Origin of the sequence: Capnocytophaga sp. oral taxon 324 str. F0483 (genome assembly GCF_000318315.2) — a bacterium.
GTDB classification, from domain to species: domain Bacteria; phylum Bacteroidota; class Bacteroidia; order Flavobacteriales; family Flavobacteriaceae; genus Capnocytophaga; species Capnocytophaga ochracea.
The window spans coordinates 13789-32933 of the sequence record NZ_KB291518.1 but is presented as its reverse complement, the minus strand read 5'-3'; the positions used below and the strand labels follow the sequence as shown (position 1 = coordinate 32933).

The window sequence follows — 19145 nt, the reverse complement described above, 5'->3', positions numbered from 1 at the left end:
ATTTCCTCATTTTCTAATTCTCTCATTTTCTAATTTCTGGTATTATTGGCATTATTGGTATTAAAAAATTATTTCCTACCTTTGCAGTCTAAATTCATTGAACAGCATATATGAAACTTCAAAACATCATCATTACCATAGCCTCGCTATTCACATTGCAAAGCTGTATCAAAAGCGAAGCCCCAAATACCGAAGCCGATATCCTAACCTGTGAGGTCGACGGCAATCTGCTCATTCGTGAGCCCATAATCCAAAACACTGAGGTAAAACTCTACGTAACCGATTTAGATAAAGTAAAAAATCTCGCCCCTCGCTTCACCCTTACACAAGGGGCAACAATCAGTCCTACTAGCGGTACCGTACGCGACTTCTCTACCCCTCAAACTTATGTGGTAACCTCTGAGGACGGTAATTGGCAGAAAACTTATAAAGTGAGTTGTCTCACTAATGAAATTATCGCTCACTATCACTTCGAAAACGCTCGTATTACTGATGGCTACTACACTTTTTACGATACCTCAGTAAGCGGACAAGAAATCGCTTGGAGTAGCGGAAATGCAGGTTTTAAATTTACCAACAGTAATGCTAAACCCGATGACTTCCCTACAAGTCAGAGTGAGAGTGGATACAGGGGGAAATGCGTGAAACTCGTAACACAAAGCACAGGGGTCTTAGGAAAAACTTTTGGTGCTCCTATCGCAGCTGGTAATCTCTTCACAGGAAGTTTTGAAATAAATTTGTTCACCCCTGCAAAATCTACCCATTTCGGGATTCCTTTCAAAAGAAAACCTACTCATCTATCAGGATATTACAAATACAAAGCTGGTGAAAAACTTACCGATAAAAACGGCAATGTAATACCTAACCAAAAAGACAAATGTGATATTTATGCAGTGTTCTACGAGGTAACTTCTCAAGTACCTCATTTAGATGGTACTAACATCAAAACACACAATAATATAGTGTTAATGGCACAACTAACCGACAAGAGAGAAACCGATAATTGGGTACAGTTCTCTATTCCTTTTAAAACAATAAAAGGTCGCTCTATCGATACTAAAAAACTAAAAGAAGGAAAGTATAGTCTCGCTATAGTACTTAGTTCCAGTGAAAAAGGTGCTGATTTTACAGCAGCCGTAGGTAGTACTCTTTATGTAGATGAAATGCAATTGTCTTATGAATAATGAAGTTATGAAAAAGAATATCGTTATTGTATGCTTAATGCTATTGAGCTGTTTTTCATACGCGCAAAACGAACGTACTGAAACGCTTGTACAATCAGAAGCTAAAGGTTGGGAATACGAACTAAAAGCTGGCGTAAATATAGGAGGTGCAAGCCCAATACCACTCCCTAAAGAAATAAGGAAGATAAAGGGATATAGCCCAAAGTTTAATGGCTCATTTGAAGGAACCGTAACCAAATGGCTTACTCCTAAATGGGGTATCTCAGCTAGCTTACGATTGGAAGAAAAGGGTATGGAAACCGATGCGAATGTAAAGAACTACGGAATGGAGATTATAGAACAAGGTAACCACGTAGCGGGTTATTGGACGGGTGATGTACATACTACTTACAAAAGTTCATTCGTTACCCTACCCATATCACTGAACTATCGCCTTGCTAATCGTTGGAAACTGTGCTTAGGTACATTTGTTTCTTATCGTATGGACGGTAATTTCTCAGGCTATGTAACCGAAGGTTATTTACGAGAAGGTAGTCCTATCGGTGAGAAAGTAAGTTTCACTAACGGACAGATAGCCTCTTATGATTTTAGCAATCATCTCCGCCATTGGCATTGGGGCACACTGATAGGAGGCTCTTGGCAAGCGTTCAAGCATTTCAACATCAATGCTGAATTATCCTATACAACAAACAATATTTTCAAAAAGGACTTTAAAACAATTACTTTTGATATGTATCCTATCTATATGAATATAGGTTTTGGGTATCACTTTTAAGCACTTTATAATATCTTAATCCTTAAAGGGAATATATGACAAAGTTATTTGTAAAAAATATGGTCTGCCATCGTTGTATAATAGTACTCGATGAACAGTTAAAAGCATTAGGCTTAACACCACAAAGCATCAATTTGGGTGAAATTACTTTTACACAGGAACTTTCGTCTGATGAGATACAAGCTATCAAACAAGCTCTCTTACCCTTAGGGTTTGAGGTGATGAACGATAAGAAAAGTGTTGTTATTGAAAAAATTAAATCTATCATTATCAATTTGGTACATAATCAAGACAACAAACTATCGTTTAACCTTTCTGAAATACTCAGCAGTGAATTAGGTCGAGATTACGGGGCTTTATCGCGTTTGTTTTCTGAGGTAGAAGGCAGAACTATTGAAAAATTCTTTATTGCTCAAAAGATTGAGAGAGTAAAAGAACTCTTAGTATATGACGAACTGACGCTTAGTGAAATAGCTTATCAACTCAACTATTCAAGTGTAGCGCACTTAAGCAATCAGTTTAAAAAAGTTACAGGACTCACCCCTAGCTTTTTCAAGCAGATAAAAGATAACAAACGTAAGTCTTTAGATGAGGTTTAAAATCTTACAAATTAAATACAAAATTGTGTAATATCCAAGTAGATGTTTTGCTGTATCTTTGCAGTGTAAAACAAATAACTTTTTAACATTTACAATTTATGGAATACAATATAGAAGGTATGGGGTGCACAGGTTGCGCCAATACCGTACAAAAAAAGCTCTCTGAAGTAGCAGGTGTAACAGCTGTTACCGTAGATTTCGCTACTAAAAAAGCTACTGTCGAAACCGATAGAGAAATCCCTTTTGAAGCTCTTGAAAAAGCCTTAGAGGGTACTCATTATAGCATTCATCAGTCTTCAAATTCTGAAGGCTCTGGTGTTTTCTATTGTCCTATGCACTGCGAAGGCGATAAAACCTACGATCACCCTGGTGATTGCCCTATATGTGGTATGGATTTAGTAGAGCAAGTAGGAGGAGCTCAGCAACAACATCATCACCACGAAGAATCCCCAAAAAAAACTAAAGGCTCTGTTATAGATTTTCCCCCTTCGGGGGTTAGGGGGCATATTTTCTATTGTCCTATGCACTGTGAGGGCGATAAAACCTACGATCACCCTGGTGATTGTCCCGTATGTGGTATGGATTTAGTAGAGCAAGTAAGCACAGAAGTAGCTTTTCCCCCTTCGGGGGGTAGGGGGCTAAGTGCAGAAGACCAAAAACGCAAAAAGTTACGTCGTCATTTTTGGGGTGCTGTAGCCTTTACGCTCCCTATCTTTATCATCGCAATGAGCGGAATGTGGCACGACAATCCGCTGTATGAGCTAATGCCCGTAAGTGCTTGGAACTGGGTGCAGTTTGCGTTATCACTACCCGTAGTGTTTTATTTCTGCTGGATATTCTTCGAAAGGGCTTGGCGCAGTATCAAGACCTTGCGCTTCAATATGTTTACCCTCATAGGGATAGGTGCTGGCGTAGCTTGGCTTTTCAGTGTAGTAGGACTGTTAGTCCCTGATATGTTCCCTGAACAATTCAAAGAACACGGCTCAGTACACTTGTATTTCGAAGCTGCTACCGTCATTCTCACTTTGGTACTCTTAGGACAAGTGCTCGAAGCCGATGCCCACAGTCGTACCCAAAGCGCTATCAAAAAACTATTGAACTTAGCGCCTAATGAAGCTACTAAAATTATTCACGGCAAAGAAGTAACCGTCTCTATAGGAGAAGTGAAAAAAGGCGATTTGCTTCGGGTAAAACCTGGGGAGAAAATCCCTGTTGATGGTGTAATTACCGAAGGTAGTGCGAGCATAGACGAGAGTATGATTACGGGCGAACCTATTCCTGCTGAAAAAGAAGTGGGCAATAAAGTATCGGCAGGTACGCTCAATGGTATGCAGTCCTTTGTGATGCAAGCCGAAAAGGTAGGTAGCGACACCCTGCTCTCTCAAATCGTACAGTTGGTACAACAAGCCAGCAGTAGCCGTGCTCCTATTCAAAATTTAGCCGACAAGATAGCCTCTTACTTTGTACCTATTGTGATAGGTATTTCAGTGTTTACCTTTGTGATATGGTCGGTTTTTGGAGGTGAAAATGCTTACGTATACGCCCTGCTCAATGCCGTAGCAGTATTGATTATCGCTTGTCCTTGCGCACTTGGTTTAGCCACTCCTATGTCGGTAATGGTAGGCGTAGGCAAAGGGGCTCAAAACGGTATCTTGATACGCAATGCCGAAGCCTTAGAAGTGATGAACCGTGTTAATACTTTGGTTGTAGATAAAACGGGTACTCTCACTGAAGGTAAACCCAGTGTGAGTCGTGTGCTCACTTTTGGCAATACTACCGAAAAAGACTTGCTACAAGCGCTTTACAGTCTTAACAAGCAAAGCGAACATCCGCTTGCCAAAGCTACCAATGCGTATGCTCAAGCACAAGGCATTACTCCCTTACCTTTCACCCACTTTGAAGCCATAGCGGGCAGAGGAGTAAAAGCTACTTTTGAAGGAAAAGATTATTTCTTTGGCAACGAACGTCTGATAAAAGAACTCAATATTGCTTTGCCGGAAGAAGTAAGCACTGCTGTAAAAGCCGAACAAGCGCAAGGAAAGACCGTTTCACTTGTAGTCGTAGGAAACCAAGTGATAGGGGCAGTCGCCATAACCGATAAAGTAAAAGCTTCTACTGCTGAAGCAATACAAGAGTTGCAAGACTTAGGGGTAGAAATCGTGATGCTCACCGGTGATAATCCGCTTACAGCTGAGGCTGTAGCCAAAGAAATAGGTATCACTCAGTACAAAGCGGGAATGCTTCCTCAAAACAAGCAAGAGGAAATAGTGCGTTTGCAAGCGGAAGGTAAAATCGTAGCAATGGCAGGTGATGGTATCAACGATGCTCCTGCTTTAGCACAAGCCAATGTGGGTATTGCAATGGGTAATGGCACTGATATTGCGATAGAAAGTGCTAAAATCACTTTGGTAAAAGGCGACTTGAGCGGAATTGTAAAAGCCAAAAAACTCAGCAAAGCGGTGGTGAAAAACATACGCGAAAACCTTTTCTTTGCGTTAGTGTATAACAGCGTAGGTATTCCCGTTGCGGCAGGGGTGCTATACCCTATTTTTGGTATCTTGCTTTCTCCTATGTTGGGTGCCTTAGCAATGAGCTTTAGCTCTGTAAGTGTTATAAGTAATGCTTTAAGATTGAGAAGAACGAAATTATAAAGAATAAAAAAAGCGATACAGAATGTTAATCTCCTCTTAATAAATCAATTTCAGCTACTAACTCTTATTTCCTTCTTTAAACCGAATATAAATTAAGGTTTTTGTTCATTTTTTATTGTACAACTGATAAAAATGCCGTACTTTTGTAGCGAAATTGTTTAACGTAATATATACATATATAAAACTATAAAACGAATGGCAGGATTATTTAAAACATCTGTTGCAAGAAAGGTGACGATGGCTCTTTCGGCACTCTTTCTCATTCTCTTTCTAATCATTCACTTTGCGGTAAACTTCACCTCTGTGATTAGCGAGAGTACTTTCAACGAGCTATCTCATTTTATGGGCACCAATCCTCTTATTCAGTTTGCTTTGCAACCTGTATTGCTCGCTGGGGTGTTGTTCCACTTCATTATGGGATTTGTCTTGGAAATCCAAAACAAAAAAGCTCGTGGTAGTGAGGCATATTACAGCTATAATGGGGGTGCTAACTCCACTTGGATGTCTCGTAATATGATTATCACAGGAGTGGTGATTCTTCTCTTCTTAGGGTTGCACCTCTATGATTTTTGGGTAGGTGAAATGAACTACAAGTACATCGAGCAATTACCTCCAAACCCCGACCGCTACTACGAAGAATTAGTAGAGAAATTCCACAACCCTGTGCGTGTGGGTATTTATGTGTTAGCCTTTATCGCTTTGGCTTTGCACTTGCTACACGGCTTTCAATCATCTTTCCAATCTATGGGCTGGAAAGACGATGAGCGCAAAAAGTTTATCAGCTGCGTTGGCAATTGGTATTCTTACATTATCTGTGGAGGCTTTATCTTTATCGCCCTCTTCCATTACATTAAATTTTTAACAGCTTAATCTTATGAGTACATTAGATTCTAAAATTCCTGAAGGTCCTATAGCGGACAAATGGACGAAATATAAAGACCATATCAACCTCGTAAACCCTGCTAACAAGCGTAATATCGATGTGATTGTGGTAGGTACTGGCTTGGCAGGAGGTTCGGCTGCAGCTACCCTCGCTGAATTAGGCTACAACGTGAAAGCATTTGCTTACCAAGATTCTCCTCGTCGTGCACACTCTATCGCTGCTCAAGGGGGGATCAATGCCGCTAAAAACTATATGGGCGATGGCGACTCTATCTATCGCTTGTTCTACGATACTGTAAAAGGGGGCGACTACCGCGCTCGTGAAGCAAACGTATATCGTCTTGCTGAAGTATCTGGCAATATCATCGACCAATGTGTGGCGCAAGGCGTACCTTTCGCTCGTGATTACGGCGGACTCTTAGACAACCGTTCTTTCGGTGGAGTATTGGTTTCTCGTACTTTCTATGCCAAAGGTCAAACAGGGCAACAGCTCTTGCTCGGTTGCTATGCCGCAATGAACCGCCAAATCGCTCGTGGTAAAATTGATATGTACAACCGCCACGAAATGCTCGATGTGGTAATCGTAGACGGCAAAGCTCGTGGTATCATCGCTCGTAACCTTGTTACTGGTGAAATTGAACGCCACTCTGCTCACGCTGTGGTTATTGCCTCTGGTGGTTATGGTAACGTATACTTCCTTTCAACCAACGCGATGGGCTCTAACGCTACTGCAGCTTGGAAAATCCACAAAAAAGGTGCTTACTTTGCTAACCCTTGTTTCACTCAAATTCACCCTACTTGCATTCCTCGTTCAGGTGACTATCAGTCTAAATTAACTTTGATGTCCGAATCATTGCGTAACGACGGACGTATTTGGGTACCTAAGAAAATGGAAGATGCAGTAGCGATACGCGAAAAACGCAAAAAACCTACTGAAATCCCTGAAGAAGACCGCGATTACTACTTGGAGCGCCGTTACCCTGCTTTCGGTAACCTCGTGCCTCGTGACGTGGCTTCACGTGCTGCTAAAGAGCGTTGCGATGCAGGCTATGGTGTAAACGAAACAGGTGAGGCTGTTTATTTGGATTTCTCCTCTGCTATCGAACGTTACGGTAAAGAACAATGTAAAATCCACGGGGTAGAACCTACTAAAGAAGAAGTTACTAAACGTGGTGAAAAAATCGTAGAAGCCAAATACGGTAACCTTTTCCAAATGTACGAAAAGATTGTAGCCGAAAACCCTTATAAAACACCAATGATGATTTATCCTGCTACTCACTACACTATGGGTGGTATTTGGGTAGATTACAACTTGATGACCACTATACCTGGTTGTTATGCTATCGGTGAGGCAAACTTCTCCGACCACGGGGCAAACCGATTAGGAGCTTCTGCCTTGATGCAAGGTTTAGCTGATGGTTACTTTGTATTACCTTACACTATTGGCGATTACTTATCCGCTGATATCCGTACCGGTAAAATCCCTACTGATACTCCTGAGTTTGACGAAGCAGAACGCATCGTAAAAGAGCGTTTAGCTTACTTCATCAACAATAAGGGTACCCACTCTGTAGATTACTTCCACAAGAAACTTGGTAAAGTGATGTGGGATAAAGTAGGTATGGCGCGTAATGCTGAAGGCTTGAAAGAAGCTATCAAAGAAATACGCGAAATACGCGAAGATTTCTGGAAAAACGTAAAAGTACCTGGTGAACTTACTGGTATGAACGTAGAGCTTGAAAAAGCGGGTCGTGTAGCCGACTTCCTTGAACTTGGTGAGTTATTTGCTAAAGACGCTTTAGAGCGTAATGAGTCTTGTGGTGGTCACTTCCGCGAAGAGTATCAAACTCCTGATGGGGAAGCCCTCCGCGACGACAAAAACTATGCTTATGTAGCCGCTTGGCAATACACTGGTAATCCTAAAGAAGTAGTGAATACCTACAACCCTAGTGAAGAGGTAATGCATAAAGAACCTCTTGTATTTAAAGATATTGAACTTAAACAACGTAGTTATAAATAGAAAGATATGGCAACGATGAACCTAACACTCAAAGTGTGGCGACAAAAAAACTCGCAAGAGAAAGGTCGTATGGTAGATTATAAAGTAACCAACATTTCAGACCATATGTCTTTTTTGGAAATGTTGGATGTACTCAACGAACAACTCATTGAAAAAGGAGAAGAACCTGTAGCATTCGACCACGATTGCCGTGAAGGTATTTGTGGTATGTGCTCTCTCTTCATCAATGGGGAAGCTCACGGACCTGACCGTGGGGTAACTACTTGTCAGTTGCATATGCGTATGTTCAAAGATGGTGATACCATCACTATTGAACCTTGGCGCGCTACTGCTTTCCCTGTTATCAAAGACTTGATGGTAGATAGAACTGCTTTTGAACGCATTCAACAAGCAGGAGGATATATCTCTGTGAACACTTCTGGTAATACGCAAGATGCCAACGCTATTCCTATCCCTAAACGCGATGCCGACCGCTCTATGGACGCTGCGGCTTGTATAGGTTGTGGAGCTTGTGTGGCTACTTGTAAAAACTCTTCGGCTATGCTGTTTGTAGCTGCCAAAGTATCGCAATTTGCCCTCCTTCCTCAAGGTCGTGTAGAGGCTACCGAGCGCGTACTCAATATGGTAAACCAAATGGAACACGAAGGTTTTGGTAACTGTACTAACACTGGTGCCTGCGAAGTAGAATGCCCTAAAGGTATTTCACTTGAAAATATCGCACGTCTCAACAGAGAATACCTCAAAGCAAGTATTCGTTAATTAGCAAATTTGAAAATTAGCAAATAAAAAACTGCCTCAAAATTTTTGAGGCAGTTTTTATTATCTCTTATTTACTTCCTCTCAGTACTGGGTTTAGCTCTTCATCGTTATACATTTTCATTTGTTTATAGACCTTCATATACTTTCTGCCAGCGGCGATATCGTCTAAAAGCTGGTCGAGAGCGGTAGAGAGGTCTTTTTTCTGTTCGAGGAGAACATTCAGTTTTTCTTGGCATTTAGCGCGATGCTCAGGAGTGGCATCGGGGCGGTTCACTTCTTCCTCCATATGGTAAATTTTCAGTGCTAAAATTGAAAGCCTATCCACTGCCCACGCAGGACTTTCGGTGTTGATAGTAGCTTCAGGAAGTGTTTTCACCTCCTTATACAAGTCTAAGAAATAGCTATCTATATACTCTACCATATCAGTGCGATCTTGGTTAGAAGCATCAATTTTGCGCTTGAGGTCAAGGGCAGCCAGTGGGTCGATATGTGGGTCGCGAATGATATCCTCGTAATGCCATTGCACGGTGTCAATCCAGTTCTTGCGATAAAGCAAGTGATTGAGCAAGTCGGTTGACGGATAAGGGTTTACAAAAGGCTGATATACATCGTCGGCAATATGGTATTGCGCAATACTTTCTTCAAATATTTTAAAAGCTTTTTCTGAAAACATAGTTATTAATTTTTGGGCAAATATAAAGTTTTTCTTTAATAAATCAAACCTTTTGCGTAACTTTGCCACAAATTTTAATTTTTCTATGAAATACTTCATTTTTATTATCACTTTATTCACCCTCACTATGGAAAATCTACAAGCACAAAATAACGCTGATAATCAAACTATTTATCAGTTTACTGTAGAAGATATCAACGGTAAACCCTTTGCTCTTGCCGACCTCAAAGGCAAGAAAGTAATGATTGTTAATACTGCCTCAAAATGCGGTCTCACCCCTCAATACAAAGAACTCGAAGCTCTTTATCAGCAGTATAAGGACAAAGATTTTATCATTATAGGGTTCCCCGCTAATAATTTCTTAGGACAAGAACCAGGTAGTAATGAACAAATCGCTTCATTTTGCAGTATCAACTATGGAGTAACATTCCCGATGATGAGCAAAATATCGGTAAAAGGAAAGAATATGCACCCTCTATATCAGTTTCTTACCCAGAAAGCAAAAAACGGTGTAGAAGATTCTAAAGTAAAATGGAATTTTCAAAAATACCTCATTGGCAGAGACGGCAAATTAGAAAAGGTAATCGACCCTAAAACCTTACCTTCTAGCGATGAAGTGAAACAATGGATTGAAAAATAACACTGATAACAATGCTAAAAAAACTATTTGAAAATTACCGCTTTATCACAATACTATGGTTTGCTCTTGCGCTGGCGACTGTAGTGCAGAACGTATGGATAGCAGGCAAGTTCAACAACTACCTAATTTTTGACGGGGTATTTTGGCATACCTTCAAGCAATTGCCCCTCTACCTCCCCTATCCTGACGAGTATTTTGATACAAACCATTACGGTATCTTATTCAGTGCGATTATCGCTCCGTTTGCCTTGTTACCCAAGTGGATAGGTTGTACTTTGTGGATAATGGCAAATGCAGCTTTTTTATATTGGGCAATTAGGCAATTGCCTCTCTCTAAAAAGGCAATTATTGCGGTACTGCTTATTGCTGCTCACGATATGTATACCGCTGCTGCTATGCAACAGTTCAATATCAGCGTGATAGCACTACTAGTAGGTGCTTTTGTGTTTATAGAGCGTCGGCAGAGTCATTGGGCAACCTTGCTTATTGTAATAGGTACACTCACTAAACTCTATGGCATTGTAGGCTTAGCATTTTTCTTCTTTGCTAAGGACAAATGGCGATTTATTTGGTCAGGGTTATTTTGGCTCATCGCTTTATTTTGTTTGCCAATGCTCTACTCTTCACCCGATTATGTAGTTTCACAGTATTTTGATTGGTATGCTTCTTTGGCTGAAAAGAATGTATCCAACCTAAATACCACCACTTACAACTTACAAAACCTATCACTTTTAGGCTTTTTGCAACGCACAGGCATTTATAACAACAACAGTATAGTCATTCTCATTGGGTTAGGGCTATTTGCGCTACCTTATTTACGCATTCGGCAGTATAAAAATCTCAATTTTAGATTACTTTTATTAGCTTCAGTGAGTATTTTCCTCTGTTTGTTTAGTACAGGTACTGAAAATAGCACTTATGTAGTAGCTTATGTGGGAATTGGGATATGGTAAGCGAGCTCCATCCTAAACTCAAAATCACTCTATTGGTATTGGCTATGTTAGGCTCACTCTCCCCTACTGATTTATTCAAACCACTGAAAGAGCCCTATATTATTCGGTATTCACTAAGAGCTGTTCCCGTAATGCTGATTTGGCTTGCGATTATATACGAACAACTCAGTTGTCAGTCATCAGACATTTAGTAGACTAAGAAATTAGAAGATGAAAACAATAGAAATAATAGTACCATATTATAACGAAAGTGAAAATATACGTCCGTTATATGAAGCTATACAGAGTGTTTTTGCTGAAAAACTCTCTGATTATAGCTATACTTTGCTTTTTGTAAACGATGGCAGCAGCGATAATTCTCTTGAGGTACTCAAATCTTTGGTTGAAAGTGATGTTCGTGTGAAATATCTATCGTTTTCGCGTAACTTTGGTCACCAATTAGCAGTAAAAGCAGGATTAGACCACTCGTTTGCTGATGCTGTTATCTCTATGGATTGCGATTTGCAACATCCCCCTACTCTTTTGCCCGAACTCATTGCCAAATGGGAAGAAGGCTATCAAGTAGTGGCTACTTTGCGCACCTATCCCGCCGACACCCCTAAAAAGAAACAAAAAGGCTCTCAACAGTTTTACAAACTTCTCAATCTGCTTTCAGATATAGAAATCAAGGAGGGTTCAACTGATTTTAGACTCTTAGATCAATCGGTAGTAGAGGTAATTCGCTCGATGAGAGAAAATGAACCTTTCTTGCGGGGTATGATACCTTGGGTGGGATTCCGCCAAACTTATATTCCTTACACTGCAGCTTCTCGTTTTGCAGGTGAAAGTAAATACACTGTTAAGAAGATGCTACAACTAGCGATTACAGGTGTTACTGCTTTCAGCATCAAACCCTTATATTTAGCTGTATTTTTAGGCTTTGCATTCTCTGCTTTATCACTATTGTACATTCCTTACGTGATATATGCCTTTGCAAGTGGCACTGAAATATCGGGCTGGGCTTCACTGATTATGACGATTGTTTTCTTTGGCGGGTTACAACTCATCATTTTAGGTATCATAGGTATTTACATAGGAAAAATCTTTAAACAAACTAAAGACCGACCTTGTTATATTATTCAAGAAGAAAAATTATAAATAAAAACATATAAAAATGAGAAATACAATTCTAATATTGCTAATATTTTTTAGTTCATTTATTCAGGCACAAGAAAAATATCAATTGTCAAGTCATATTTTAGATATTTCACAAGGTAAACCTGCTCCAAATGTAAAAATAGCTCTATTTAAGCAAGATAAAAGTCAAAATTGGATATTGATAGATGAAAAATATACGGATACCAATGGGAGAATTAAAGATTTTTTGAAAGAAGAATCTGATAAAAATAATAACGGAGTCTATAAACTCACTTTTTATATCACTCCTTATTTTGAAAGATTGAAACAAAAAACTTTTTATCCTTTTATAGAAGTAGTTTTTGAGATAAAAGATAATCAGCATTATCATATTCCGATTACATTATCTCCGTATGGTTATTCTACTTACAGAGGAAATTGATAATTATAAAAATGATTTATTTAAGTTTCGACATAGAAGAGTTTGATATGCCCAAAGAATACGGCTACGACATTGCTTTTGAGCGACAAATAGCTATATCACGCGAGGGGCTTACCGCTATATTAGACCTACTCAAAAAACACAACGCCAAGGCTACTTTCTTTTCGACGGTAGTCTTTGCCGAGCAAGTCCCTGACCTTATTCCTCCGTGAGGGACACGAATTAGCCTCACACACTTATTACCATTCTGAATTTGAGAATACGCACCTCAAACGCTCTAAAGAAGCTTTAGAACAACAATTTGAGGTAACTATTGAGGGATTGCGTATGCCCAGAATGCTTGAAGTAAGTGCTGAGGAGGTAAAAAAAGCCGGTTATCAATACAATTCATCGGTAAATCCTACATTTTTACCAGGGAGATACAACAAATTGCACGTGCCAAAACGATTTTTCAACGAAAATGGCTTATGGCAAATCCCTACAGCGGTAAGTTGGTTTAGAATTTCGCTCTTCTGGTTATCTTTTCACAATTTTCCTTTGTGGATTTATAAGTCTTTAATGAACAGATGTGTAACCTCTACGGGCTATGCTACTTTGTACTTTCACCCTTGGGAGTTCACCAATTTACACCAAAAAGAATTCAATTTTCCAGCGTATGTAATGCGTAACAGTGGTGAGCAGATGATAGCGCGTTTTGACCAATTGTTGCAATATATTGATAAAAAAGGCTGGAAAACGAGCCTCTATAAACAATTAACAATCGAGAATTAATGACGACAAGAGAACTACTACACGATGCTTTAGCTTTGACAGAACATAGTTTTGCCAACGAAAATCCCAAATACATCAAAAAACAAAAGAACAAGATACTCTTCCACACCTTGTTAAACATCCCATTTGCTAAAAAATGGTTCAGTTTGATACAATCGGAGGAGTATAAATGGGTGCTTTCACACCGTCCTCGTATTTATTTTAAGCCTTTTAGGGTGTATATGTCTACCAAATGGGGCAAGAAAGAACGAACTAAAGCCTTGCTGAGTTGTTATGCTTTTATCAAGCAACAGCCTTTTTTGACGCCTATTATCCAAGAAGAAAAGCCTATCAAATTGGCAGAGTTCACAATGAAATACAACGGCGAAAAGGGACAAATATACCTCGGATACAATGAACGTTTCCGCAAAGAGGGGGAATTAGTGGTCTCGTTGCATTGTGATAGTTATCAGGAGGCTATCTGTGAAGCTTCTTTTGTGATTGATAAAGAAAATGAAGAATGGGTATGTCGTATAGGCTGTGTGCAAGGTAACAAAAGTGCCGAAACTGAGAATGCTATCAAGGAATTACAAAAACAGATGTATGCTCTTCGTCCTAAAGCCCTGATGATATTTATCATTCAGGAACTTAGCAGGCAATTAGGCTGCACCGCTTTGTATGGGGTAGGCAGTAAAATTCAGGCACATAACAAAAAACACTTTATTCATATAGAATGGTTGCACAAACTCAGTTTTAGTTATGACACATTGTGGAAAGAAGCCGATGGTACTCCCGATAAAGATGGGTGGTTCAAGCTTCCTATTGAAATGCACCGCAAACCAATGGAAGAAATCAAATCGAGCAAGAGGTCGCTCTACCGCTATAGGTATGAGATGTTAGACAAAATTGCAGCAGAAATACAAGAGACAATTAACAAATAACAAGATGAAATTAGATATATTAGCTTTTGGGGCACACCCCGATGATGTAGAATTAGGGGCTGCAGGCACCATTGCCAAAGAGATTAGCTTAGGCAGAAGTGTAGGCATTATCGACCTAACACAAGGCGAATTGGGCACACGTGGCAGTGCTGAAATACGCCACCAAGAGGCAACCAAAGCCAAAGAGCTATTAGGGGTAACCATACGCGAGAATTTGAAGTTCCGTGATGGTTTTTTCATAAATAACGAAGCTCACCAAATGGAGATTATTAAAAAAATACGTCAATATCAGCCCGAGATAGTGCTTTGCAATGCTGTAGACGACCGCCATATCGACCACGGTAAAGGTAGCAAACTCGTGAGCGATGCTTGTTTTCTCAGCGGTTTGCGACGCATCGAAACTACTCTCGACGGTGTAGAACAAGCGGCTTGGCGTCCTAAAGTAGTGTATCACTACATTCAGTGGAAGAATATAGCCCCTGATTTTGTGGTAGATATCACAGGTTTTATGGAAGCCAAAGTGAATGCTGTGTTGGCGTACAGCTCTCAGTTTTACGACAGTAATAGTAATGAGCCCACTACTCCAATTTCTGACAAGAACTTTTTAGAGAGCGTTACTTACAGAGCACGTGATTTGGGTAGGCTAATTGGTACAGATTTTGCGGAAGGTTTTACGTGTGAGAGAGTTCCCGCCGTGGAATCTCTTTTTAATCTTAAATAACTGAAAAATGAAATTAATATTATTAACTATTGGTATATTACTGCTATGTGTAGCAGGTATGGCAATTAAGATTTGGGGTAAAAAAGGCGGTAAATTTGCTGGTACTTGTGCGAGCCAAAATCCACATTTAAATCCTGAAGGGGAACCTTGCAGTTTCTGCGGTCGCTTACCCGACGAACAAGAGTGCAGAAATAAATAATGGCTGAGGCACTTGCTGAAAATATAGTCGCTGCAAAAGCAGGTAAACAACGGGCTTTTAGTTGGTTGTTGGACGAGTTTTGGACTGATGTGTACAACTTTCAACTCAAGCGTGTGAATGATGAGGTTGAAGCAGAGGATATTAGCATACAAACATTTGCTAAAGCATTCGATAAGCTCCATACTTACGACGAGCGATACTCTTTCCGCACTTGGTTAATTGCTATTTCTAAAAATATTCACATAGATAACCTGAGAAAGCAAAATGAGTCGCTATTGCACTTAGATCGAGAGGAAAAGCAATCTAAAACACTGATAGATGAGACCCCCATCATAGAGGATAGCCTCATTATGGAACAGCAGTTCGACTACTTGTTAAAGAGTATAAAACAACTAAAAGAGCCTTACCGAACGGCAATACAACTGCGCTATTTGCACGAAAAAAGCTATAAAGAGATTGCCGAAGAGATGCAATCACCGATGAGCAGTGTGAAGATTACCCTGCTAAGAGCTAAGAAAATGCTGGCAGAGATATTAAAGAAAAACAGATGAGACTTTTATGTTTCATCTGTTTTTTTATACTTGTTTTATAAAGCTACGTTCTTGCGGTGGATATCTATGACTTCGGAGATTTGGTATTCATCAAAAAGACTGAGAAGCTCATCTACACCTTCTTCTAATTTTAAATCCATTTCTTCTGGATAAATAGGCAAAATACAATAGAAATTGATAATCGTACCGTCTTTGGTATGTAACTTTAAGAACTCCTGTGGTGCCGATAAGTAAGGGGGCATCAGCAGGATACAACCGAAATCGGTATTGGCAATAGGTTCAGCATCAGGACCGTTGGGAATAGTATGCCCTTCAGCCATCCACGTTTTGTACTGATGTGGGAAACGCGCTATCATCTTCAGGAAGTACACAGGCCAATAGTTATCGTCGTCTTTAAAAGCTTCATCGCTGATAGGCCAATCGGCGGGGAGGTAGACCATTAGCTCAGCGTGGCTGTAGTCGTTCGGGTCATCTAAGCCTTCGGGCAAGTACATAGGGTAATCGCTCATACCAGTAGTAAAGAGTACGTTGTAAGGCGTTTCGGGGGTAGGTTTAATCCAATGTACATCTATATGCACATATTCTGAGACGATTTCGTGGAATACGCTGTCTATTTTGCCGATATATTTTTCAAAATGGTCGCAAATTTCGTCCATATACACACAAGTGCGGTCAGGCAATACAAAATCGCTTCTGTCTTTTTCTGAATAGTTATAAACGTTCGAGCCTCCTTCCGATACATAATCGGGGGTAGGAGCGAAGATATTAGGCAAATCGTTTTCTTCGTCATAAGAAACGGCTTCAATGAGCGAGTGCATCTCGTTGTCGTAGTACACGATTCCCTTTTCAATATCATCAGTAAGGAATTCGAGCCAATCTTCCATAGAGTCGTGGTGCAAATCCATAAAAGAGTCTTCTATAGAATCCAACACCAAATCTATTTCTCCTATCTGACCTATTACACCTTCTTCATCGGGGTCGAGGTCTATGAACATAAAGCGCGCCCCATTGGAGAGGAATGGGATCCATTTAGGATTATAAAATTGGTTTTTTATTACCTTATCCCAGCACATATCAATCGCTTCTTCTTCATCAAAGCGGAGTGACTGCCAATTAGGCACACTCTCCAATTGCTCAAGCCAGTGTTCTTGGGTGCGTTTGATTTCTTCTAAAGGGATAAAGCGCAAACCGTTAAGGAAGAATACATCGTTTTCGCCTTCTTTTTGTCCGTTGAAAGTCTGGTATAGCTTTCTCACCTCAGAAGGCAAAGTAATACCCATTTCCCCCTCAAACACTGCTATTTGGGTATCCGAAACACCTTTGTTGAGACTTGCAATAAGAGGAGTTGCTTGTTCAAGTATTACGTCTAAAAAACGTTTGACAGTTTTTTCCATAATCATTTTATACAATTAGTTTTTCGCAACAAATGTACGACTTTTCTATTAAAAAACAAATGTCATTTTATATTTTTCTGTTTTTTCTTTTTAAATATTAAAATATTGCATATCTTTGCGCCAAATTTTAATTAAACAAAAGACGTATGGACAGTAAAGTTACATCAGTTTTGAGCTATTTTGGCTTACTTTGGCTTATTGCCTTTTTTTTCGGTAAGAAAGATGAGAAATCTATCTATCATTTAAAACAAGGATTTGGGTTATTCGTTGTAGGATTCCTCTTCGGTATTGTACTCCAAATTTTATTTAGTGTTTCGCCTACTATTGCTGGAATTTTTTCTCTTCTTGGTATTGTTCTTTTCGTATTGTTTATCATTGGGGTAATCAATGCTGTAAAAGAAGAGCAAAAGCCACTTCCTCTTATTGGTAAATCTTTTGAAAATATTAGCTTTATCAAATAAGTAAGGTATTTAAAAGTACAAAAGAGGCTGTTAGGATCTTTCCTAACAGCCTCTTTAAATCTTCAAAAGGGGATTCAAAAACAATAATAATTTACTGATTTAAAATTAATTAAGTTCTTTGATTGTTCCTAATTTCTTCCAATTCGCATTAGCTTCATAAGCAGCTTTAGCTCCTTTAGGAACATACACAGTAATCCCTGTTGTATTAAAAGTTAAACGCTGAATAGTAGGCGGTGTACTTGTCTTTACTATGACAGTTTTCAGGGACTTGCAGTTAGCAAAGGCTATATTTCCAATATTAGTAACTTTATGCATTGTAACAGCAGCTAATTTGGAAGCCCCCATAAAAGCACTACCTTCTATTTTAGTTACATTGTTAAAATCAACAGAAGTAAATTCAGCTCTAGCAAAAGCTCTTGCACCAATAGTAGTTCCATTATTAGGGATTTTCACATTACCTTCGGCTTTAGCTCCTGCTTTGAGGGTTACTACGCCATTGCTATCTACTTCAAAAATATCTTCTTTAGATTTTACAGTTACGGTAATTGCTACTGTTTTGTTTTGGCTGTCTTTAAGGGTGATAATAGCAGTACCTGCAGCTACTCCTTTGATAATTACATAGTGGTGAGTATCCTTTTTACCAGCTACCTTTTCTGTTTTCTCTTTTACTTCAGCAGTTGCAATATTAGAAGCTGATGATGTTACTGTATAATCAGGGTTACCAGTATTGATACGGACTTCGGTAGTAGCTTCAGTATCTACTTCGATATCAGTTTTAGCAATGGTAAGCTCAGCCGCGGTAACAGTTACTTTAAAAGAGGTGGTTTGATTGTTAGTATTATCTTTTACCACTACTTGAGCAGTTCCTACATTGAGGGCTTTTACACGTAGGTTTTTACCGTCGGGGTTACCATTTACAATGCGGTCTTCTACCGTGATACTCACGCTTCCTGCAGGACTGATTGTGAAAGAAAGATTGTATGCTCCATTGTGTTCAGCATTGAGGATTCTGTTCACTTCTTCTTCTCCGTTTACAAGGGTGAGCGATTGTTTTTCTACCGAAAGTCTTTCACCAGGAGCAATATTACTTTCAACAATTACGGCTATAGCAGCTTTTTGTCCTTTAGCATCGGATACTGTTAGGGTGGTTTTTCCTTCGGCTATTGCTGAGATTTTCACGTTGTTTTGCTCGATTGCTGCTGTAGCAATGTTTTTATCGGCGCTCTCTACCTTATAACCGCCATTGCCCGCTGTGATGCGCACGATAGCGCTTTCAGTTTGCTTTACGGTTACTGCCGATTTCTCTAAAGTAAGTCGCTGAGGGGCTTGTTCGCCACCGTTGTTGTCATCTTTTTTACAAGCTGTAAAAAGAAGGGCTATCAAGGCAAGCCCTAAGGTTAAAAATCTGAGGTTTTTCATAAAAAAATATATATA

18 protein-coding genes and 2 pseudogenes are annotated in these 19145 nt (G+C 39.6%); 17 read left to right on the top strand and 3 right to left on the bottom strand.

The window, feature by feature from the left end:
- Positions 1-110: 110 nt before the first annotated feature.
- The 7 genes from HMPREF9072_RS05270 (at position 111) to HMPREF9072_RS05240 (ending at position 8870) form a co-directional block, all read left to right on the top strand.
- The gene (locus HMPREF9072_RS05270) at positions 111-1184 is read left to right on the top strand and encodes a PCMD domain-containing protein (RefSeq protein WP_009410887.1); all 1074 of its coding nucleotides are present in this window, start codon (positions 111-113) and stop codon (positions 1182-1184) included.
- Positions 1177-1959, top strand: a complete 783-nt coding sequence (locus tag HMPREF9072_RS05265) for a porin family protein (protein WP_009410886.1) — start codon at positions 1177-1179, stop codon at positions 1957-1959. Before HMPREF9072_RS05270 ends, HMPREF9072_RS05265 begins: the two co-directional genes overlap by 8 nt.
- A gap of 35 nt (positions 1960-1994) precedes the next feature.
- Positions 1995-2558 carry an AraC family transcriptional regulator gene (locus HMPREF9072_RS05260; RefSeq protein ID WP_009410885.1) on the top strand — a complete coding sequence of 188 codons (564 nt, stop codon included), beginning with the start codon at positions 1995-1997 and terminating at the stop codon, positions 2556-2558.
- A gap of 98 nt (positions 2559-2656) precedes the next feature.
- A complete protein-coding gene (locus HMPREF9072_RS05255) occupies positions 2657-5209 on the top strand; it encodes a heavy metal translocating P-type ATPase (protein WP_009410884.1) in 2553 nt (850 codons plus the stop codon).
- 195 nt (positions 5210-5404) lie between these two features.
- Complete coding sequence (locus tag HMPREF9072_RS05250) at positions 5405-6079, top strand: succinate dehydrogenase cytochrome b subunit (RefSeq protein WP_009410883.1); 675 nt, start codon at positions 5405-5407, stop codon at positions 6077-6079.
- A gap of 4 nt (positions 6080-6083) precedes the next feature.
- Positions 6084-8111: a fumarate reductase/succinate dehydrogenase flavoprotein subunit gene (locus tag HMPREF9072_RS05245; protein ID WP_002673221.1), complete on the top strand. Its 2028-nt coding sequence runs from the start codon at positions 6084-6086 to the stop codon at positions 8109-8111.
- Between the two features lie 6 nt (positions 8112-8117).
- Positions 8118-8870 (top strand): succinate dehydrogenase/fumarate reductase iron-sulfur subunit, encoded by a 753-nt coding sequence (locus tag HMPREF9072_RS05240; protein ID WP_002673219.1) that lies wholly within the window; start codon positions 8118-8120, stop codon positions 8868-8870.
- Positions 8871-8937: 67 nt separating this feature from the next.
- Here the strand turns inward: HMPREF9072_RS05240 and HMPREF9072_RS05235 are convergent, their stop codons facing one another.
- Positions 8938-9543 carry a DUF4254 domain-containing protein gene (locus HMPREF9072_RS05235; RefSeq protein WP_034566208.1) on the bottom strand — a complete coding sequence of 202 codons (606 nt, stop codon included), beginning with the start codon at positions 9541-9543 and terminating at the stop codon, positions 8938-8940.
- An 85-nt stretch (positions 9544-9628) separates the two neighbouring features.
- Between HMPREF9072_RS05235 and HMPREF9072_RS05230 the strand changes: the two genes are divergently transcribed.
- From HMPREF9072_RS05230 to HMPREF9072_RS05190, 9 genes and pseudogenes are all read left to right on the top strand, one after another.
- Entirely contained in the window at positions 9629-10183 is a 555-nt protein-coding gene (locus HMPREF9072_RS05230; RefSeq protein WP_009410881.1) for a glutathione peroxidase, read from the top strand.
- An 11-nt stretch (positions 10184-10194) separates the two neighbouring features.
- Positions 10195-11381 (top strand): annotated as a pseudogene (locus HMPREF9072_RS05225) (glycosyltransferase family 87 protein).
- Positions 11347-12273 carry a glycosyltransferase family 2 protein gene (locus HMPREF9072_RS05220; protein ID WP_009410878.1) on the top strand — a complete coding sequence of 309 codons (927 nt, stop codon included), beginning with the start codon at positions 11347-11349 and terminating at the stop codon, positions 12271-12273. Before HMPREF9072_RS05225 ends, HMPREF9072_RS05220 begins: the two are co-directional and overlap by 35 nt.
- Positions 12274-12289: 16 nt before the next feature.
- A complete protein-coding gene (uraH, locus tag HMPREF9072_RS05215) occupies positions 12290-12694 on the top strand; it encodes a hydroxyisourate hydrolase (RefSeq protein WP_009410877.1) in 405 nt (134 codons plus the stop codon).
- 11 nt (positions 12695-12705) lie between these two features.
- Positions 12706-13465, top strand: a pseudogene (locus tag HMPREF9072_RS05210) (polysaccharide deacetylase family protein).
- Positions 13465-14385, top strand: a complete 921-nt coding sequence (locus tag HMPREF9072_RS05205) for a DUF535 family protein (protein WP_009410874.1) — start codon at positions 13465-13467, stop codon at positions 14383-14385. Before HMPREF9072_RS05210 ends, HMPREF9072_RS05205 begins: the two are co-directional and overlap by 1 nt.
- Positions 14386-14389: 4 nt before the next feature.
- Complete coding sequence (gene bshB1 / locus HMPREF9072_RS05200) at positions 14390-15106, top strand: bacillithiol biosynthesis deacetylase BshB1 (RefSeq protein WP_009410873.1); 717 nt, start codon at positions 14390-14392, stop codon at positions 15104-15106.
- A gap of 7 nt (positions 15107-15113) precedes the next feature.
- Positions 15114-15305, top strand: coding sequence for a hypothetical protein (locus HMPREF9072_RS05195; protein WP_002673203.1), 192 nt, complete (start codon positions 15114-15116; stop codon positions 15303-15305).
- Positions 15305-15856, top strand: a complete 552-nt coding sequence (locus HMPREF9072_RS05190) for an RNA polymerase sigma factor (RefSeq protein WP_002673201.1) — start codon at positions 15305-15307, stop codon at positions 15854-15856. Before HMPREF9072_RS05195 ends, HMPREF9072_RS05190 begins: the two co-directional genes overlap by 1 nt.
- 35 nt (positions 15857-15891) lie before the next feature.
- Here HMPREF9072_RS05190 and HMPREF9072_RS05185 read toward each other — a convergent pair whose 3' ends face one another.
- Positions 15892-17250, bottom strand: coding sequence for a suppressor of fused domain protein (locus tag HMPREF9072_RS05185; RefSeq protein WP_034542465.1), 1359 nt, complete (start codon positions 17248-17250; stop codon positions 15892-15894).
- 146 nt (positions 17251-17396) lie between these two features.
- On the opposite strand from HMPREF9072_RS05185, the gene HMPREF9072_RS05180 reads away from it, so the two are divergent.
- A complete protein-coding gene (locus HMPREF9072_RS05180; RefSeq protein WP_009410871.1) occupies positions 17397-17711 on the top strand; it encodes a hypothetical protein in 315 nt (104 codons plus the stop codon).
- Between the two features lie 105 nt (positions 17712-17816).
- Here the strand turns inward: HMPREF9072_RS05180 and HMPREF9072_RS05175 are convergent, their stop codons facing one another.
- Positions 17817-19130 (bottom strand): leucine-rich repeat protein, encoded by a 1314-nt coding sequence (locus tag HMPREF9072_RS05175; protein ID WP_009410870.1) that lies wholly within the window; start codon positions 19128-19130, stop codon positions 17817-17819.
- Between the last annotated feature and the right edge of the window lie 15 nt (positions 19131-19145).

Bases quoted from the DNA above. Each gene is read 5' to 3' on its own strand.
- HMPREF9072_RS05270 (WP_009410887.1), top strand. From the start codon at position 111: ATGAAACTTCAAAACATCATCATTACCATAGCCTCGCTATTCACATTG.
- HMPREF9072_RS05265 (WP_009410886.1), top strand. From the start codon at position 1,177: ATGAATAATGAAGTTATGAAAAAGAATATCGTTATTGTATGCTTAATG.
- HMPREF9072_RS05260 (WP_009410885.1), top strand. From the start codon at position 1,995: ATGACAAAGTTATTTGTAAAAAATATGGTCTGCCATCGTTGTATAATA.
- HMPREF9072_RS05255 (WP_009410884.1), top strand. From the start codon at position 2,657: ATGGAATACAATATAGAAGGTATGGGGTGCACAGGTTGCGCCAATACC.
- HMPREF9072_RS05250 (WP_009410883.1), top strand. From the start codon at position 5,405: ATGGCAGGATTATTTAAAACATCTGTTGCAAGAAAGGTGACGATGGCT.
- HMPREF9072_RS05245 (WP_002673221.1), top strand. From the start codon at position 6,084: ATGAGTACATTAGATTCTAAAATTCCTGAAGGTCCTATAGCGGACAAA.
- HMPREF9072_RS05240 (WP_002673219.1), top strand. From the start codon at position 8,118: ATGGCAACGATGAACCTAACACTCAAAGTGTGGCGACAAAAAAACTCG.
- HMPREF9072_RS05235 (WP_034566208.1), bottom strand. From the start codon at position 9,543: ATGTTTTCAGAAAAAGCTTTTAAAATATTTGAAGAAAGTATTGCGCAA.
- HMPREF9072_RS05230 (WP_009410881.1), top strand. From the start codon at position 9,629: ATGAAATACTTCATTTTTATTATCACTTTATTCACCCTCACTATGGAA.
- HMPREF9072_RS05220 (WP_009410878.1), top strand. From the start codon at position 11,347: ATGAAAACAATAGAAATAATAGTACCATATTATAACGAAAGTGAAAAT.
- uraH (WP_009410877.1), top strand. From the start codon at position 12,290: ATGAGAAATACAATTCTAATATTGCTAATATTTTTTAGTTCATTTATT.
- HMPREF9072_RS05205 (WP_009410874.1), top strand. From the start codon at position 13,465: ATGACGACAAGAGAACTACTACACGATGCTTTAGCTTTGACAGAACAT.
- bshB1 (WP_009410873.1), top strand. From the start codon at position 14,390: ATGAAATTAGATATATTAGCTTTTGGGGCACACCCCGATGATGTAGAA.
- HMPREF9072_RS05195 (WP_002673203.1), top strand. From the start codon at position 15,114: ATGAAATTAATATTATTAACTATTGGTATATTACTGCTATGTGTAGCA.
- HMPREF9072_RS05190 (WP_002673201.1), top strand. From the start codon at position 15,305: ATGGCTGAGGCACTTGCTGAAAATATAGTCGCTGCAAAAGCAGGTAAA.
- HMPREF9072_RS05185 (WP_034542465.1), bottom strand. From the start codon at position 17,250: ATGGAAAAAACTGTCAAACGTTTTTTAGACGTAATACTTGAACAAGCA.
- HMPREF9072_RS05180 (WP_009410871.1), top strand. From the start codon at position 17,397: ATGGACAGTAAAGTTACATCAGTTTTGAGCTATTTTGGCTTACTTTGG.
- HMPREF9072_RS05175 (WP_009410870.1), bottom strand. From the start codon at position 19,130: ATGAAAAACCTCAGATTTTTAACCTTAGGGCTTGCCTTGATAGCCCTT.